This is a genomic window from Ruegeria sp. CDSB136 (genome assembly GCF_059610965.1).
In genome coordinates this window covers 367009-382514 of record NZ_JBXWOP010000001.1, presented here as the reverse complement: position 1 = coordinate 382514, position 15506 = coordinate 367009, and the positions used below count along the sequence as shown (strand labels likewise).

General features: G+C 59.4%; 17 protein-coding genes. 5 read left to right on the top strand and 12 right to left on the bottom strand.

The annotated features are described in order from the left end of the window. Positions 1 to 103: 103 nt before the first annotated feature. Genes tatC through AC2FIR_RS01960 form a run of 3 tightly spaced genes read right to left on the bottom strand, consistent with a single transcriptional unit; the run spans position 104 to position 1656 of the window. Positions 104 to 979 carry a twin-arginine translocase subunit TatC gene (gene tatC, locus AC2FIR_RS01970; protein ID WP_170677401.1) on the bottom strand — a complete coding sequence of 292 codons (876 nt, stop codon included), beginning with the start codon at positions 977 to 979 and terminating at the stop codon, positions 104 to 106. After that, entirely contained in the window at positions 976 to 1434 is a 459-nt protein-coding gene (gene tatB / locus AC2FIR_RS01965; protein WP_170610681.1) for a Sec-independent protein translocase protein TatB, read from the bottom strand. Before tatB ends, tatC begins: the two co-directional genes overlap by 4 nt. A gap of 6 nt (positions 1435 to 1440) precedes the next feature. Further along, a complete protein-coding gene (locus AC2FIR_RS01960; RefSeq protein WP_170610679.1) occupies positions 1441 to 1656 on the bottom strand; it encodes a twin-arginine translocase TatA/TatE family subunit in 216 nt (71 codons plus the stop codon). Positions 1657 to 1875: 219 nt separating this feature from the next. Between AC2FIR_RS01960 and AC2FIR_RS01955 the strand changes: the two genes are divergently transcribed. Then, a complete protein-coding gene (locus AC2FIR_RS01955; protein WP_496743871.1) occupies positions 1876 to 2181 on the top strand; it encodes a hypothetical protein in 306 nt (101 codons plus the stop codon). Positions 2182 to 2202: 21 nt separating this feature from the next. Beyond that, the gene (locus AC2FIR_RS01950; protein WP_480490080.1) at positions 2203 to 2874 is read left to right on the top strand and encodes a helix-turn-helix transcriptional regulator; all 672 of its coding nucleotides are present in this window, start codon (positions 2203 to 2205) and stop codon (positions 2872 to 2874) included. Positions 2875 to 2935: 61 nt separating this feature from the next. Here the strand turns inward: AC2FIR_RS01950 and AC2FIR_RS01945 are convergent, their stop codons facing one another. From AC2FIR_RS01945 to AC2FIR_RS01910, 8 genes are all read right to left on the bottom strand, one after another. Further along, positions 2936 to 4099 carry a peptidoglycan DD-metalloendopeptidase family protein gene (locus AC2FIR_RS01945; protein ID WP_170610969.1) on the bottom strand — a complete coding sequence of 388 codons (1164 nt, stop codon included), beginning with the start codon at positions 4097 to 4099 and terminating at the stop codon, positions 2936 to 2938. A 63-nt stretch (positions 4100 to 4162) separates the two neighbouring features. After that, on the bottom strand, positions 4163 to 4813 hold the full coding sequence (locus tag AC2FIR_RS01940) for a protein-L-isoaspartate(D-aspartate) O-methyltransferase (protein ID WP_170610670.1): 651 nt from the start codon (positions 4811 to 4813) through the stop codon (positions 4163 to 4165). Then, entirely contained in the window at positions 4810 to 5592 is a 783-nt protein-coding gene (gene surE / locus AC2FIR_RS01935) for a 5'/3'-nucleotidase SurE (RefSeq protein ID WP_170610667.1), read from the bottom strand. The genes AC2FIR_RS01940 and surE overlap by 4 nt, the downstream gene beginning before the upstream one ends. Positions 5593 to 5713: 121 nt before the next feature. After that, entirely contained in the window at positions 5714 to 6772 is a 1059-nt protein-coding gene (locus tag AC2FIR_RS01930; protein WP_496744205.1) for an ABC transporter ATP-binding protein, read from the bottom strand. A 110-nt stretch (positions 6773 to 6882) separates the two neighbouring features. Further along, on the bottom strand, positions 6883 to 7929 hold the full coding sequence (locus AC2FIR_RS01925) for a methyltransferase domain-containing protein (RefSeq protein WP_496743869.1): 1047 nt from the start codon (positions 7927 to 7929) through the stop codon (positions 6883 to 6885). Positions 7930 to 8035: 106 nt separating this feature from the next. Further along, a complete protein-coding gene (locus tag AC2FIR_RS01920) occupies positions 8036 to 9148 on the bottom strand; it encodes a YhaZ family DNA alkylation repair protein (protein ID WP_496743867.1) in 1113 nt (370 codons plus the stop codon). Between the two features lie 2 nt (positions 9149 to 9150). Further along, positions 9151 to 9930 (bottom strand): SDR family oxidoreductase, encoded by a 780-nt coding sequence (locus AC2FIR_RS01915; protein WP_496761848.1) that lies wholly within the window; start codon positions 9928 to 9930, stop codon positions 9151 to 9153. Between the two features lie 73 nt (positions 9931 to 10003). Beyond that, on the bottom strand, positions 10004 to 10366 hold the full coding sequence (locus tag AC2FIR_RS01910; protein ID WP_496743863.1) for a SnoaL-like domain-containing protein: 363 nt from the start codon (positions 10364 to 10366) through the stop codon (positions 10004 to 10006). Between the two features lie 109 nt (positions 10367 to 10475). On the opposite strand from AC2FIR_RS01910, the gene AC2FIR_RS01905 reads away from it, so the two are divergent. From AC2FIR_RS01905 to AC2FIR_RS01895, 3 genes are all read left to right on the top strand, one after another. Then, complete coding sequence (locus AC2FIR_RS01905) at positions 10476 to 12083, top strand: peptide chain release factor 3 (RefSeq protein ID WP_321252581.1); 1608 nt, start codon at positions 10476 to 10478, stop codon at positions 12081 to 12083. A 49-nt stretch (positions 12084 to 12132) separates the two neighbouring features. Then, on the top strand, positions 12133 to 13071 hold the full coding sequence (locus tag AC2FIR_RS01900; RefSeq protein WP_480490083.1) for a glycosyltransferase family 2 protein: 939 nt from the start codon (positions 12133 to 12135) through the stop codon (positions 13069 to 13071). A 184-nt stretch (positions 13072 to 13255) separates the two neighbouring features. Further along, positions 13256 to 14605 carry a DEAD/DEAH box helicase gene (locus AC2FIR_RS01895; RefSeq protein ID WP_170619159.1) on the top strand — a complete coding sequence of 450 codons (1350 nt, stop codon included), beginning with the start codon at positions 13256 to 13258 and terminating at the stop codon, positions 14603 to 14605. Here the strand turns inward: AC2FIR_RS01895 and AC2FIR_RS01890 are convergent. After that, positions 14602 to 15504, bottom strand: a complete 903-nt coding sequence (locus AC2FIR_RS01890) for an EamA family transporter (RefSeq protein ID WP_170619158.1) — start codon at positions 15502 to 15504, stop codon at positions 14602 to 14604. The two genes, AC2FIR_RS01895 and AC2FIR_RS01890, sit on opposite strands and share 4 nt — an antisense overlap. Positions 15505 to 15506: the final 2 nt, after the last annotated feature.

Here is a 15506-nt window from a genome sequence, read left to right as displayed (position 1 = left end):
ATCTCTGCCTGTGTCAAACCATGTTCGCCCGGACGCAACAAGGGCCGGGCACGAAAAAGGCGCGCCAGAAACCGGCGCGCCTTATCCATTTCATTCAGCAGATTTACCTAGCGTCTTCTTCCTGTACGATCTCTTCGTCTGCTTCTTCTTCGTCGTCATAGTAGCCATCGGCGCGCAATTGCTCTTCGCGCTTTTTCTCGACCCGAGCCACCAGGAATATCGAAATCTCGTACAGCCCGTAGACCACGACGAACAGGATGATCTGGGTGATCACGTCCGGCGGTGTCACGATGGCGGCCAGCACCAGAATGCCAACGACCGCGTATTTGCGTACCGCTCCCAGCCCCTCGGCGCTGACCAGCCCGGCCTTGCCCATCAGGGTCAACAAAACCGGCAACTGGAAGCACAGGCCAAAGGCCACGATGAACTTGATCGTCAGGTTCAGGTATTCCTGCGCTGAGCCCTGGAACACCACACTCAGCGGCGCTGCGTTTGTTCCGTCGGCCACCGCTTCGCCTTCCGCTCCGAATTGCTGGAAGCCCAGGAAAAAGTCATAGGCCAAAGGTGTGACCACGTAGAAGGCAAAGCTTGCCCCCAGCAGAAACATGAAGGGCGACGCCAGCATGAATGGCAGAAAGGCGTTCTTTTCCGACCGATAAAGGCCGGGCGCCACGAACCGCCACATCTGCATCCCGATATAGGGAAAAGCCAGCATGAAACCGCCCAGCAACGAGACCTTGATGGCGACAAAGAACCCTTCCTGCGGCGATATGAAAATCAGCCCGCAATCCTGTCCACGCTCGGTCAATACCTCGCACAGTGGCTGCGTCAGAAAGTTGAAGATCGGCGTGGCCACCGTAAAGCAGATGATCATACCGATCAGAAACGCCACCACGCAATGGATCAACCGTGTGCGCAGTTCGGCCAGATGCTCGATCAATGGGGCCGAGGTATCTTCGATCTCGTCGGTCTTGGTCATGTCTTGCTTTCAGTGTTCAGCGCCGCTTCCGCCTCTTCTGCCTTGGCCAACGCGTCTGCGGCTTCTTTTGCCTTGCGGTCGGCGGCGGCGCGAGCTGTTGCGGCCTGGATCTTCTTGGCCTGTTCCGCCCGTTCCGCGGCCAGTTTGCCGGTTTCGCTGTCCGGGTCGAACTTGGTCGGATCCATGCTTTTGGCCATATCCTGCGCGGCCTGCTTTACCCCGTCCATGGCGGTGTTGACAGGATTGGCAGCGGCATTCAGACCCTTCTTGATCTCGTTCACACCTGCCTGGTCCGCCGCTTCGTTCATGGCGCTGGAAAACTCACGCGCCATTCCGCGCGCCTTGCCGACGAATCGACCGACATTGCGAAACAGAACCGGCAGGTCTTTGGGCCCCACCACGATCAGCGCAACGATGCCGATGACAAGAAGCTCGGTCCAGCCCAGATCAAACATCCGCGCTTAGACCTTGTCTTTCTCGGTCTCGGGCGTGACATCCTTGGCCAGCTCGGACGCGTCCTGTTCAATCTCTTCCGTTCCGTCCTTGACGCCTTTCTTGAACGCGGTGATGCCCTTGCCCACTTCGCCCATCAGCGAGCTGATTTTGCCGCGGCCAAACAGCACCAGCACCACGACGGCAATCAGCAGAAGGCCGGGAAGACCGATATTGTTGAGCATGTCTTTTCTCCTCTTACGTCGGCGCCATGCGCCGGAAATGTGAACTGGGTCCGTGTCTACGCCTGCAAAGCGCTCTGCAAAAGTGAGGCAGGTCAATTCCGCGCATAAATGTGAACCGGTTGCGCGGTTTTTGCGGACTCGCAATTCTCAACTGACAGGTTTATGTCAGTTGTAAAGGGCTAGGCAGAGGGCATCGAAACCTGGTCAACGGAGAATCAAATGACCCATGTTGCTGAAATCGTCACCTTTACCCTTGCCAACGGAACAACCCCGGAAGAGTTCGTGAAACTCAGCCAGGCGTCCGAGGCATTTGTCCGCGCTGCCCCCGGATTTGCCTATCGTCAACTGAGCCAGGGTGAGGATGGCCGTTGGACGGATTACGTGATCTGGACAGACATGAAGGCGGCCAAGGATGCCGCAGCGCAGTTCCCGCAGCAGGATTTTTGCGTGGGCCTGATGGCTGCCATCAACCCCGAAAGCATCCAGATGCGCCACGAGAATGTGTTATGGAACATGACCGCCTGAGGCAGGTCAGGATGGTGCGTCATGCGCCGCTCTGACCGCCTGTTCGACATCATCCAGATCCTGCGCGACGGCAAACTGCACCGCGCGCAGGACATCGCGGACCGGCTCGAGGTGTCGGTCCGCACCATCTATCGCGACATGGACACGCTGGTCGCCTCGGGCGTTCCGGTCGAGGGCGAACGCGGCGTCGGCTATATGGTGCGCGAGCAGATCACCCTGCCACCGTTGAACCTGACCCCCGCTGAACTCGAGGCGCTGAACCTCGGCATGGCGATTGTGGCCGAGGCGGCTGATCCCGACCTTAAATCCGCTGCTGAATCACTGGCCGACAAAATCGACGCCGTGCTGCCCACTCAGGTCGTGGCCGAAGCCGACAGCTGGAAGTTCGCCGTCTACCCCTTTGCCGACGCCGCGCGCGGACTGGCGCATATGGCCCCGATCCGCGCCGCGATCAAATCACGCCAGAAACTGCGCCTGTCCTACCGCCGCATCGACGGCGTCCTGACCGATCGCGTGATCCGCCCGCTGCACATGGAATACTGGGGCCGAGTATGGACCCTCACTGCCTGGTGCGAGCTGCGAGACGGTTTCCGCGTCTTCCGTATCGATCTGATCGAGGCAGTCACACCAATGCCCGAGATCTTCCCCGACGAACCCGGCAAAAGGCTCAGCGACTACGACCCGCACAGTTGACCGGCTTCATCTTTTTCAAAATACTCCCGCCGGAGGCATGGCCCGGAACGGGCCATTTCCGTCACTTGAGGTAAGGCTCTGGATCGACGGCTTCGAATCCCTGCCGCACCTCGAAATGCACATAGGCCTCGTCACCGCCCCGCAGAGCCGCGATTTGCTGTCCTCTCCGGACCCTGTCGCCTTTCTTGACGGCAACGTCGGCAACATTGGCATAAATCGTGACCAGATCATTGCTGTGCTTCACCAGAACGATCGGAACCTGATTTGCGTCCTCCGTCACAGCAGCCACAGTCCCGGCATCAGCTGCCTTGACCGGCGCGCCCGCACTCGATGCGATGTCGATCCCCTTGTTCTTGTTCTTGTCGAACGTGCGGATGATCGTCCCGCTGACCGGCAAGGACAAGGCGGCGGTGCTGGTGTTTGTCGGCGCTTCCGCCGTCACATCAGGTGCTTCGGCCAATGGCGCAACCTCTTCGTCCGGCAAGGGCTGCGTGGCACTGGGGGGTGTTGGCGTCGGAGATCCCTGCCCCGGCTGCGTGACATTCGTTGCAGTAGTGGCCGCTGCTGCAGACCTGCGCGGCGCTGGCTGATCCTTGACCGGGATCAGCAGGTACTGGCCCTCGCGTACGGTGAAATCGGACCCAAGACCGTTCCACTCCGCCAGGGACTCCACCGGCACCTGATACAAACGCGAAATGGTATAGGCCGTTTCCCCACGCTTGACCTTGTGCCGAACCGGTTCGGGCCCCACCGGTGCCGGTGTGGGTGATACAGGCTTTGCCGGCTCCAATGTCGTGGTCTGAACACCCCCGCTCTCGGGAGCCTCATCAATGGCGGACCCGGCCAGGGCTGCAATATCGACGTTGCTGCCGCCGCCGACCGAACGCGGCAGCGCCAGAACTTCGCCATCGCGCAGAGGGTCAGTGACATTCAAACCGTTGAACCGGGCTAGTTCCAACGGAGGCAGCCCAACACGTGCGGCCACGTCATTGACGGTATCGCCGCCGCGGGCCACCGCGACCTGATAGTTGGGATAGGTGATGACCCCACGCGCGTCAGGAGCCGGACGATTGCCCGTGGCCGCCAGCGCCGCATCGGCGGTCGAAAATCCGCCTACATTGCCCCGCAGGTCATAGTCCAATGGCCCCTCGCACCCGGCAAGAATTACCAATGCCGTCGCTCCAAGGGCGCACCGGCGCATTGCTGATTTGGAAACTGCTCTCATCATGCTGTCCTCAACGCCTGCCCCTGTTTTCCGGGGTTCCGGCGCATAGTTCGGAAATATCAACTACGCCCCATCCTTCCCAAGCCCTTCCAGCAAGGGCACAAAACGGACAGGCAACAATTCATCATAGTCCAGCCCGGTTTCGGTTCGCCTGACCCGGATCAGAGTCTGAACCGCATCCGACTGGCCCACCGGCAACACCATAATACCGCCGATTTTAAGCTGCGCCAAGAGCGGCCCGGGCGGGTCTTCCGCAGCGGCGGTCACAATGATCCGATCGAACGGGGCCTGCTCGGGCAGACCGTACGATCCATCCGACAGCATGGCCGTCACATTTGTCAGGCCCAGTTCGCGAAACAACTCACCGGTTTCGCGCACCAGGCGCTTGTGGCGTTCAACCGTGTAAACCCGGCGCGCCAGCTTTGCCAGGATCGCCGCCTGGTAGCCCGAGCCGGTTCCGATCTCCAGAACCGTGTCCCTTGGTCGAACCTCGAGCGCCTGCGTCATAAGCCCCACGACCGACGGCTGGCTGATCGTCTGACCACATGCAATCGGCAGGGGTGTATCCTCATAGGCGCGTTCCGCGAACAGGCCCTTGACGAAGCGGCCCCGGTCGATCTGTTCCATCGCCGCCAGAACGCGCGCATCCGTCACCCCGCGTTTACGCAGGGCGAACAGGAACTGCATGGTTGTTTCAGGGTTCAGTCCGCTCATTCGATCGCCTTCAGCGCCTCCAGCGTATCATGCGCCGTCAGGTCTGCCCGCATCGGCGTGACCGAGATGTAGCCTTCCAGATTGACCGCCGCGTCGGTCCCCGGAGCAGTCGGGTTATGCTGATACCCGCCCTTGATCCACAAGAACTGCCGCCCCGAGGGCGAGCTGTGCGGTTCTACCGAAAAGCATGTGTCCCGGCGATACCCCTGCGCTGCGACACGGGTGCCCAACACTTCATTCGCAGGCACTGGTGGGAAATTCACGTTGTAGAACAACCGGTAATCGCCCTGCTCTTGCGGTGTGGCATCCAGAATGCGCCGGACAAGATCCGCGCCGAACCGGCCAGCGGCCTCGAACGGATCGTCAAGGCCCAGATTCCGGGGGCCAAAATATTGCGACAGGGCAATCGCAGGCACGCCCTGTAATGCCGCCTCCATCGCGCCGCCGATGGTCCCGGAATACAGCGTGTTCTCGGCCGAGTTGTTGCCCCGGTTGACGCCGGACAAAACCAGATCGGGCCGCTGGTTCTTCATCACATCATGCAGGCCCGCAAGAACGCAGTCAGCGGGCGAGCCTTCGGCGGCAAAGCGACGCTCGCCCATTTTGGCGATCATCATGGGATGGGTATAGCTGATGCAATGACCAACGCCAGACTGTTCGAAGGCCGGGGCAACGACCCAAACCTCTCCGCCTGGCCCTGCCAGTTCGGCTGCAATAGCCTCAAGCGTGATCAATCCCGGCGCATTGATGCCGTCATCGTTGGTCAGAAGAATACGCATGTGCCCGAATTACCCCCGCGTTTCGCCCTTGATAGACCCAGCCCCACGCTGCGGCAAGCAATGCACGTCCGCAATCTGCGGCTTTCACGCACCACTTGGCACTAAACTGAGCCATAGCCCCTCAGACCGGGAATACGAAACACCGGTTGCGGCGAACCGTCAGCCACATGACCCGACCCGGGCTGGGTACAAAAACATTCGGAACAGTGGCTTTTAGGGTCGAGCCATCATGATCCATCTCAAACTCGACAAGGCTTTCATTGCCCAGAAAGCGCGCGCGCTGCACCACCCCACGCGCAGCAACCCCATCCGTGTGCGTCGGCAGCGGCCCCTTGCCGCCCCGGTCGAAGTCCAGTCGCACATGCTGTGGTCGAAACACTATCTCGACATCGGTGCCATCCGGGACACCCGGCGCCAGAAACTGCCCGAAAGGCGTTTCCGCCAAAGCTCCGTTCACCTGCGAACGCAACACGTTGACATCGCTGAAAAAAGCAACAGCCGCCTTGTCTGCCGGACGCGTATACACGTTATACGGCGCGCCCTGCTGAATGATCTTGCCGCGGCGCATCAGGGCAATCTCATCGGCCATACGCATCGCCTCTTCGGGCTCGTGCGTTACAAGCACCACCGCCGCGTCTTCTTCCTTGAGGATGGCCAGCGTCTCATCTCGGATGCCATCGCGCAAACGATTGTCGAGGCCCGAAAAAGGCTCGTCCATCAACATGATGCGCGGGCGCGGTGCCAGCGCGCGGGCCAGCGCCACGCGTTGCTGCTCACCACCTGACAGGTGATGCGGATACCCATCGATGAACCGCATCAGATCGACCTTGGTCAGCAGTTCCTCGACCCGGGCGCGTTTTTCCTCTTTCCGGCCTTTCAGACCGAACGCCACGTTGTCCGCCACGCTCAGATGGGGAAACAGGGCAAAATCCTGGAACATCAACCCGATCTCGCGCCGTTCCGGCGGGACACGGAAAACCGTGTCGCAGATCAGCTTGCCGTCGACGTAGATCTCGCCCGAGTCCTGCATCTCGACCCCGGCAATCATGCGCAGCGTGGTGGACTTACCGCAGCCGGACGGTCCCAGCAGACATGTCACCTGCCCTGCCTGCACCGTCAGCGAGACGTCATCCACGACAACCTGACCGTCATAGCGTGCGACCAATTTGCGAATCTCCAGACGAGGAGGAGGAGTTTTCTCTACTGTCACCGATGAACCCCGTTGCCTTTCCCGATCAAATTCATCGGGCTTGGGCGGGGATAACAACCCCGCCCCTCAGGCGCAAGGGATCAGCAGCATCCACCAGAGGCGGCTTCTCCTGTGGCTTCGAACGGACTTTCGCCCCCGCAACCTTCGAAGATGCCATAATGAGTCGAGAAATCACCAATGAACTCGAAATGCCGTGCAAAGCGCGTATCGTGCAGCATCATCCAGGTGTTGCCGCAAACCGGGAAAACCTTGCCGGTTTCTATGGCATGGTGGTCGTCCAGCTCAAACAGATGCGGCGAGTTGGGAATCGTGCCCTTGTAGATCACGGCCTGACCGTAATCCTCGCAGGCAGGTTCCAGATCAGGCAGCTTGAACAACCGGTAGGTGGCCGAAAGAAATTTCAGTGGCGCGACGCGCTCTTCCAGAACCGGATTTTCAATGGTCAGCGGACGATGCGTCACCCGGCGCGGATCACCAAACCCGGCCTTGCGCGCCATTGACAGGAAGTCGTTCCAGTACAAAGCCCCGGACAGGCACTCGCCGTACAGAACCTCATCCTCAGCCATGGCGGCAGGAACACGGCGGTCAGCGTACACGTCCGAGAAATACATCTCGCCGCCCTCTTTCAGCAGCCGATGCGCGCCACGCAGAACAGCATCCTTGTCGGTGGCCAGATTAATAACGCAGTTGGACACGATGATGTCGAACGATCCGGGCTCAAGATTCAGTTCGTCCAGCTTTTCGATGTAGCCGTGATGGAATTCCACATTGCTGGCGGCATATCCGAACGCATTCGCGTGATAGTCCTGATGCGCCCGCGCGACGTCCAGCTGTTCCGGCGTCATGTCCACGCCAACGACGCGGCCCTTTTCGCCGACCATGGCGGACAACGCATAAACGTCACGGCCCGCACCGCACCCCAGATCGAGGATCGACATTCCTTCCAGGTCCAGCGGCGCAATCAGGCCGCAGCCGTAGTACCGTGTCAGCACCTCGTCATGCACCCGGGATAGAATCTTCTTCAGATGATCCGGCATGTCATCGGGCGTGCAGCATGCGTTGGTCTGCAAATCCGAACTGCCTTGCAGGACTTCGCCATAATAGTTCTGTACCGCCTCATGCTTCATCACCGGAATCCTTTCCTCAGCCCCTGTTCAGCAGCTAGTGCAAGACCGGCTGGCGCGCAATCAGGCGACCGCCATTCTGACAAAAGCGTGAGAGCTTCTTGCCGTCTCAGCCCAGCAGTTCGAAATCCGCACCGGCGCGTATTTTTCCATTCACCTGAATCTCCAACCGGTGCATGCCCGGCACCAACCGAAAGGTGGTGGCATCGCCCTTCAGCTTGTGTTTCTTGGCCAGCCTCAGTGTGCCATCGCGCAGAACGGACTGTTTCAGCTTGTGAACCTTGGGTGAAATCTTTCCGCCAGGCCTTTGAAAGTGAATGATATAATCAACCAATACTGGCTGATCGCCTGAACCTCTCAGATCAACTGAAAACTCCAGCGCCTTACCAATCCGGGCATCCCCATGCAGGTCAACCGCAACGATCAGTTCGGCATCCGGATCATAACCCAGCATCTTCATTGCCCTTGCATGGCCCGATTTCACCAGCCCGCGCAGGGCATGAGAGGTCATCCAGCTTAGCTCTTCAGCGTTCTGTCGGCCCTCCGCCTGCCAGGTCTGCAATCGATCCAGAGCCAGGTCCGGGTCCGTTTTGGTGATATCGTTCAGATGGTTCGCCACAGACCGCGTGACATATCGTGTGTTGTCGCCGTGCAACCTGTCAAGCAGTGGCACCGGATCGCTCAACTCCAGCCCCACCGCCTGCCCCCAAGGCAATCGAGGCCGCGTACCTTCACTGACCAGACGACGCACGTGATAACTGGAATGCAAGCACCAATCCTGCATTCTCTCGATCACAAGATCCGGGTGGGCGTTCAAAAACGGTCTGATCGCCCATTCCATCGAGAACCGCTGCGTCAGTTCCTCAAGTACATCCAGTGCCAGATCGGGGTAGTTCAGCCCTGCCGACACCACCCAATCGCCCAAGGGCGCAAAGATGAAATCTCCGAAATCATCATCGGTCTTGTCCGGATCCAGAGGCGGCGGCAGCGCGCGCAGGATCACCGGGGCCACATCAGGCAATTCACCGGGAACTGCCTGTTGCAGGCACTCGGCAATCCAGGCCATCCGCTCTTTCAACTCAAGTTCTGGCAACCGCTGCATGACGCGCGCCTGAAAGGCAGGTGCGTCAAAACCAGTATCAGAAGCTGAGAATAAACCCGCAAGATAGCTGGTTTTTTCCGCGTTGAACAATTGGTCCTTAAGTGAAAACCCCTGCGCCATGCTCACATCGTCAGATTGGTGCCGCCGCCATCCAGCAGGATGTTCTGTCCAACGATGAACCCGGCATGTTGCGAGCACAAAAATGCACAGGCCGCGCCGAATTCCTGCCGCGTGCCATATCGCCGGGCAGGAATGGTCGCCTCGCGTTCCGCGCGCGCCTCATCCATGGAAATCCCCTTCTGCGTCGCCACGCCGCCGTCCAGCGACACCGCGCGATCCGTGGCATGAATACCCGGCAGCAGATTGTTGATGGTAACCCCGCGCGGGGCCACCTGTCGGGACGTCCCGGCAACATAGCCCGTCAGTCCGGTCCGCGCGGCGTTCGACAAACCCAGCGCCGGGATCGGCGCGCGCACGGATTGCGAGGTAATATTCACCACCCGGCCCCAGCCCTTGTCCATCATTCCCGGCAGCAGTGCCTTCATGAACGCAATCGGCGTCAGCATGTTGCTGTCCAGCGCCTTGATAAAATCATCCCGATCCCAGTCCGACCACAATCCGGGCGGTGGCCCACCGGCATTTGTCACAAGAATATCAACACCCTGCGCGGCGTCTATCACCTGGTTCTGCCCCTCGGCCGAGGTCACGTCGCAGGCCACCGTCAGCACGTCAACGCCATGTTCCGTTCGCAACCGGGCGGCTTCGGTCTCCAAAGCATCTGCCCCGCGCGCGTTCATCACCAGATCGACACCGGCTGCGGCCAGGGCTTCGGCACAGCCAAGACCCAAACCCTTGCTACTGGCACAGACAAGTGCGCGTTTTCCACGTATTCCCAGATCCATCCGATCCTCCCCATCTGTTGTTGACCGCATGTCTAGCACCGGCCAGACAGGGAAGACCAGAAGTCAAAGCGCGTCAGTAAAAGAACTCTTCGCGCACGATCTTTCCGTTGGCGACGTGATAGATGCCTACCTCTTTCATGTTGAAGCTTTCACCGCTTTCCTTGACCGTGCCCTGCACTTCAAAGATCACGGCAAAACGGTCGTCGCCGTGCGGGAAGGGATCGCTGACGGATGCTCCGGACACCTCGTGCGCACTTTCCCACCATTCATGCTTGCCCCGGATCGCATCGCGGCCATGGGTTTCACGGCCCATGCCTTCCATTTCATGCGCTTCTACCGAAACAGCATCCTGCGCATAGAGTTTCTCCAAATTCTCCTTGGCCCGGTTTTCGCGGCAACCGGCAACCAGTTCGTCGGCAATCTCTTTCAAATTCATCGATCTTCTCCGCAATTTGTTCACTATATGTTCTTATTGCCATAACGGTATGATTCGAACCAGCCCCTTTGTCTTGCCTCGGCAGGATTCCACGCCTATACGCGCGCTCATGCTTGATACCGCCTCGAACCAACCCGTATTGCCGCCCGAGATCGCCCGGCGCCGGACATTTGCCATCATCTCGCACCCGGATGCGGGCAAAACAACGCTGACTGAAAAGTTCCTGTTGTACGGGGGCGCAATTCAGATGGCTGGCCAGGTGCGCGCCAAGGGTGAGGCGCGGCGGACGCGTTCGGACTTCATGCAGATGGAGAAGGATCGCGGTATTTCCGTCTCCGCCTCTGCGATGTCGTTCGATTATGGGAACTTTCGGTTCAATCTGGTGGACACGCCCGGTCACTCGGACTTCTCAGAGGATACCTATCGCACCCTGACAGCCGTGGATGCGGCGGTGATGGTTATCGACGGCGCAAAGGGCGTTGAAAGCCAGACGCAGAAACTGTTCGAGGTCTGTCGCCTGCGCGATCTGCCCATCCTGACCTTCTGCAACAAGATGGACCGCGAAAGCCGCGATACGTTCGAGATTATCGACGAAATTCAGGAAATGCTGGCCATCGACGTCACGCCCGCCGCGTGGCCTATCGGTGTCGGGCGCGACTTTATCGGCTGCTACGACATGCTGCGCGACCGGCTGGAGCTGATGGACCGCGCCGACCGCAACAAGGTAGCCGAAAGCATTGAGATCAACGGGTTGGACGACCCCAAACTGGCCGAGCATGTGCCCGAACACTTGCTGGAAAAGCTGCTGGAAGAGGTCGAAATGGCGCGCGAACTGCTGCCCGCCCTGGACCCGCAGGCGGTACTGGAAGGCCACATGACCCCGATCTGGTTCGGCTCGGCGATCAACTCGTTCGGCGTGAAGGAATTGATGGAGGGCATCGGTGCTTACGGACCGCAGCCGCAGGTTCAGTCCGCTGAACCGCGCCAGATCGCGCCCGACGAAAAGAAGGTCGCCGGGTTTGTATTCAAGGTTCAGGCCAATATGGACCCAAAACACCGCGACCGTGTGGCGTTCGTGCGCATGGCTTCTGGCCATTTCAAGCGCGGCATGAAGCTGACGCATGTGCGATCGAAAAAACCGATGGCGATCTCGAACCCCGTCCTGTTCCTAGCCTCCGACCGCGAATTGGCGGAAGAAGCCTGGGCTGGGGACATCATCGGCATTCCGAACCACGGCCAACTTCGCATCGGCGACACGCTTACAGAAGGCGAAGCGCTGCGCGTGACCGGCATCCCATCGTTCGCTCCGGAGTTGTTACAAGGTGTTCGCGCAGGCGACCCGATGAAGGCTAAGCACCTTGAAAAGGCTCTGATGCAGTTTGCCGAAGAAGGCGCGGCCAAGGTGTTCAAACCCTCGATCGGCTCGGGTTTCATCGTAGGCGTCGTTGGCGCGCTGCAATTCGAAGTGCTCGCAAGCCGGATCGAGATGGAATATGGCCTGCCCGTCCGTTTCGAGGCGTCGCAGTTCACCAGTGCCCGCTGGGTCAGCGGCGACAAGCCCGAAGTTGAAAAGTTCGTGAATGCCAACAAGCAGCACATCGCCCATGACCACGATGGTGACATTGTCTATCTGACCCGCTTGCAATGGGACATCGACCGGGTCGTCCGCGACTATCCGGCGCTGAACCTGACGGCGACCAAAGAGATGATGACCTGAGCCCTTGCCTGCTCTAACCTGCAGGCAAGAAGGCGAAACCGGGCACGGCATGGCAAGAAAACCAACCTGGGGCATTGTGTCCACAATTCGGGGTCCGGCTCCGGATATCCTCGGATTTGCGGCCTATCACCTCGATCTGGGGCTGGACCGGATGTACCTTTTTCTGGACGAGCCCAATCCGCAGGCTTTCGAAGCCCTCCGGGTCCATCCAAAGATAGACGTGTGGGTCTGTGACGCCGCATTCTGGGAAAGGCGAAAGCGGGACCGCCCGGACAAACACCAGGTGCGCCAGACAGCAAACGCCACCTACACGTACCGCAAGACAGACCTGAACTGGCTGGCCCATATCGACCTGGACGAGTTCCTTTGGCCGAAACGCCCGGTTCCAGACCTGCTGGCGCAGGTTCCAGATGACATTCCCGCCGCCCGCACCCGCCCGATCGAGGCGCTGGCGACCGGCAAAGATCTGTACAAGGCCTTTATTCCCAAAGGCCGGGGCCGCGACACGCTGGTGCAAACCCTTTATCCCACCTACGGCGCTTTTGTTCTGGGCGGTTTCCTCAGCCACATCCAGGGCAAGCTGTTCGTTCGTACCGGCATGTCGAAGATCAACTTTCGCATCCACAACCTGTTCCAAAACGGGGAAATTCTGCGCGATTGCGTGGAACTGGATGGCATGAACCTTTGCCACCGCCATGCGCCCGATTGGGAACACTGGCTGGCCCACTATCCGTTCCGGATCGCACGCGGGTCCTATCAGCCCGGCATGTCCCCCAACGTCGCGCGCGAGCGTGGCGGCGTGAACATGAATGAGCTTCTGGGCATGATCGAAGCAGAAGATGGCATGGATGGGCTGCGCCGCTTTTTTGACGAGATGAGCGGCGCAGACCCCGCGACACGCACCCGGCTGGAAGATCACGGCATGATCCGGCACCGCCCCCTTGATCTGGACGCAAAAGTCGCGAAACACTTTCCCGGAACCAATTGAATTGTTGCGGAAAACTGAATACACGCCTTTAGCGCCTCCAGATTAACCGCTCTTCATTTGACCTGGTGTTACGATTTTGTTATGTCCCGCCCAAGCCGAAATACGCATGGGGCGCATGGCCATCCGGGCCCGGCATTTTACATACGCGCGGGCCAGGTCAAGTGTCCGCATGAACCGGACATATATGACAAAGTTTAACGAACTGAACCTGAACCCGAAGGTCCTCAAGGCTATTGAGGAAGCCGGATACGAAACACCCACTCCGATCCAGGAAGGTGCGATTCCACCTGCGCTTGAGGGCCGCGATGTGTTGGGGATCGCCCAGACCGGTACTGGCAAAACCGCCAGCTTTACCCTGCCGATGATCACCCTGCTGGCCCGTGGCCGCGCGCGTGCACGTATGCCGCGCTCGCTGGTGCTGTGTCCGACCCGGGAACTGGCCGCTCAGGTGGCGGAAAACTTCGACACCTATTCCAAGCATCTGAAACTGACCAAGGCGCTGCTGATCGGCGGTGTCAGCTTCAAGGAGCAGGAAGCGCTGATTGATCGGGGCGTCGATGTTCTGATCGCCACACCGGGGCGCCTGCTGGACCATTTCGAACGCGGCAAGCTGTTGCTGACCGGAGTGCAGATCATGGTGGTAGACGAAGCCGACCGGATGCTGGACATGGGATTCATCCCCGATATCGAACGCATCTTCTCGCTGACGCCGTTCACCCGGCAGACCCTGTTCTTCTCGGCCACCATGGCGTCCGAGATCGAACGGATTACCGACACTTTCCTGTCTGCCCCCGCACGGATTGAGGTTGCCCGTCAGGCCACTGCGTCCGAGACCATCGAGCAGGGCGTGGTCATGTTCAAAGGTGGTCGCCGCGACCGTGAAGCCAGCAACAAACGCAAGGTTCTGCGTGCGCTGATCGACTCCGAAGGCGACAAATGCACCAACGCGATCATCTTCTGCAACCGGAAGACCGACGTGGATATCTGCGCGAAATCGCTGAAGAAATACGGCTACAATGCCGCCGCCATCCATGGCGATCTGGACCAGTCGCAACGGATGAAAACACTGGACGGTTTCCGCGACGGCTCTCTGCGCCTGCTGGTCGCCTCCGACGTGGCGGCACGCGGCTTGGATATTCCATCGGTCAGCCATGTGTTCAATTTCGACGTACCGGGCCATGCCGAGGATTACGTCCACCGCATTGGCCGCACAGGCCGCGCCGGGCGTGAGGGCAAGGCCATCACGATCTGCTCGGGCCGCGATGAAAAGGCACTGGATGCGATTGAAAAACTGATCCAGAAGGATATTCCGCGCATCGACAACCCGGTCAAAGATGAACCCAAACCGGACACCCCGAAGCCCGAGAAGAAATCCAGATCTTCAGAAGGCCGAAAAAGTGAAGGCAAGCGGGAAAAAGAACCCAAACCCCGCGGGCGCAACCGTCACGAGGACAACGGCCCATCAGTCGTGGGCATGGGCGATCACCTGCCAAGCTTCATCGCCCTCAGCTTTGATGAACGCCGCGCGGGCTAGATCGCCAGCACCAACGCCAAAATTGATATTCCAAGCAAAGACATCCCGGCGATCTCACGCCGGGTGATGGTTTCGCGGAAAAACAGCAACGAAGCCAGCAGGCTGAGGATCAATTCCACCTGCCCCAACGCTTTGACGTAGGCCGCATTTTGCAGCGTGAACGCAAAGAACCAGCAGAACGAACCACACAAGCTGGTCAGCCCGACAAAAACACCGGTTCGCCGGGTGTCCCAAACGGCCCGCAATTCGGCCCGGTCACGCCATAGCAGCCACAGTCCCATGCTGAGGAACTGAAACATGATCACGGCGGCCAGCGTGACCAGCGCGCGGAACCACGCATCCAGATCGCCCAATTGCATCGATGCACCGCGATAACTGACTGACGAAAAGGCAAAAAGCACGCCGGATCCCAACCCCAGTTGGGACGCCTTGTTGGTCAGGTGGCGCCACCACTCTCCGTCGCCGCCCGGTGTTTTGGACAACAAGAACACCGCCGCCAAACCCAGCAGGATGGCAATTAATGCCCCTGATGAAACCTGATCGCCAAGGATCAGGAAACCGACGATAGCCGTCTGAATCACTTCGGTTTTCTTAAAGGTGATACCCACAGCAAAATTGCGCTGTTTAAACAGAGCTACGACGCAGATCGTCGCCAGAATCTGAGTGGTCCCGCCAAGAACCGCAAACATCCAGAACTTCGCGGATAAATGTGGCAGTGCAAAACCGGTCGATTGCATGGCAACGATCAGGCCGATGACGGCCAGCGGCATCGAATAGGCAAACCGCGCGAATGTGGCGCCTGCCGCACTCAGTTGAATGCGGCTCAGTGATTTTTGCAGCATGAACCGCACGGTCTGAAACGCAGCGGCCGCAACGGTGACGGGAATCCATAGGCTCATGG

Excerpts from the sequence above, each read along its gene's own strand:
- tatC (WP_170677401.1), bottom strand. The coding sequence starts at position 979 with ATGACCAAGACCGACGAGATCGAAGATACCTCGGCCCCATTGATCGAG.
- tatB (WP_170610681.1), bottom strand. The coding sequence starts at position 1,434 with ATGTTTGATCTGGGCTGGACCGAGCTTCTTGTCATCGGCATCGTTGCG.
- AC2FIR_RS01960 (WP_170610679.1), bottom strand. The coding sequence starts at position 1,656 with ATGCTCAACAATATCGGTCTTCCCGGCCTTCTGCTGATTGCCGTCGTG.
- AC2FIR_RS01955 (WP_496743871.1), top strand. The coding sequence starts at position 1,876 with ATGACCCATGTTGCTGAAATCGTCACCTTTACCCTTGCCAACGGAACA.
- AC2FIR_RS01950 (WP_480490080.1), top strand. The coding sequence starts at position 2,203 with ATGCGCCGCTCTGACCGCCTGTTCGACATCATCCAGATCCTGCGCGAC.
- AC2FIR_RS01945 (WP_170610969.1), bottom strand. The coding sequence starts at position 4,099 with ATGAGAGCAGTTTCCAAATCAGCAATGCGCCGGTGCGCCCTTGGAGCG.
- AC2FIR_RS01940 (WP_170610670.1), bottom strand. The coding sequence starts at position 4,813 with ATGAGCGGACTGAACCCTGAAACAACCATGCAGTTCCTGTTCGCCCTG.
- surE (WP_170610667.1), bottom strand. The coding sequence starts at position 5,592 with ATGCGTATTCTTCTGACCAACGATGACGGCATCAATGCGCCGGGATTG.
- AC2FIR_RS01925 (WP_496743869.1), bottom strand. The coding sequence starts at position 7,929 with ATGAAGCATGAGGCGGTACAGAACTATTATGGCGAAGTCCTGCAAGGC.
- AC2FIR_RS01920 (WP_496743867.1), bottom strand. The coding sequence starts at position 9,148 with ATGGCGCAGGGGTTTTCACTTAAGGACCAATTGTTCAACGCGGAAAAA.
- AC2FIR_RS01915 (WP_496761848.1), bottom strand. The coding sequence starts at position 9,930 with ATGGATCTGGGAATACGTGGAAAACGCGCACTTGTCTGTGCCAGTAGC.
- AC2FIR_RS01910 (WP_496743863.1), bottom strand. The coding sequence starts at position 10,366 with ATGAATTTGAAAGAGATTGCCGACGAACTGGTTGCCGGTTGCCGCGAA.
- AC2FIR_RS01905 (WP_321252581.1), top strand. The coding sequence starts at position 10,476 with ATGCTTGATACCGCCTCGAACCAACCCGTATTGCCGCCCGAGATCGCC.
- AC2FIR_RS01900 (WP_480490083.1), top strand. The coding sequence starts at position 12,133 with ATGGCAAGAAAACCAACCTGGGGCATTGTGTCCACAATTCGGGGTCCG.
- AC2FIR_RS01895 (WP_170619159.1), top strand. The coding sequence starts at position 13,256 with ATGACAAAGTTTAACGAACTGAACCTGAACCCGAAGGTCCTCAAGGCT.
- AC2FIR_RS01890 (WP_170619158.1), bottom strand. The coding sequence starts at position 15,504 with ATGAGCCTATGGATTCCCGTCACCGTTGCGGCCGCTGCGTTTCAGACC.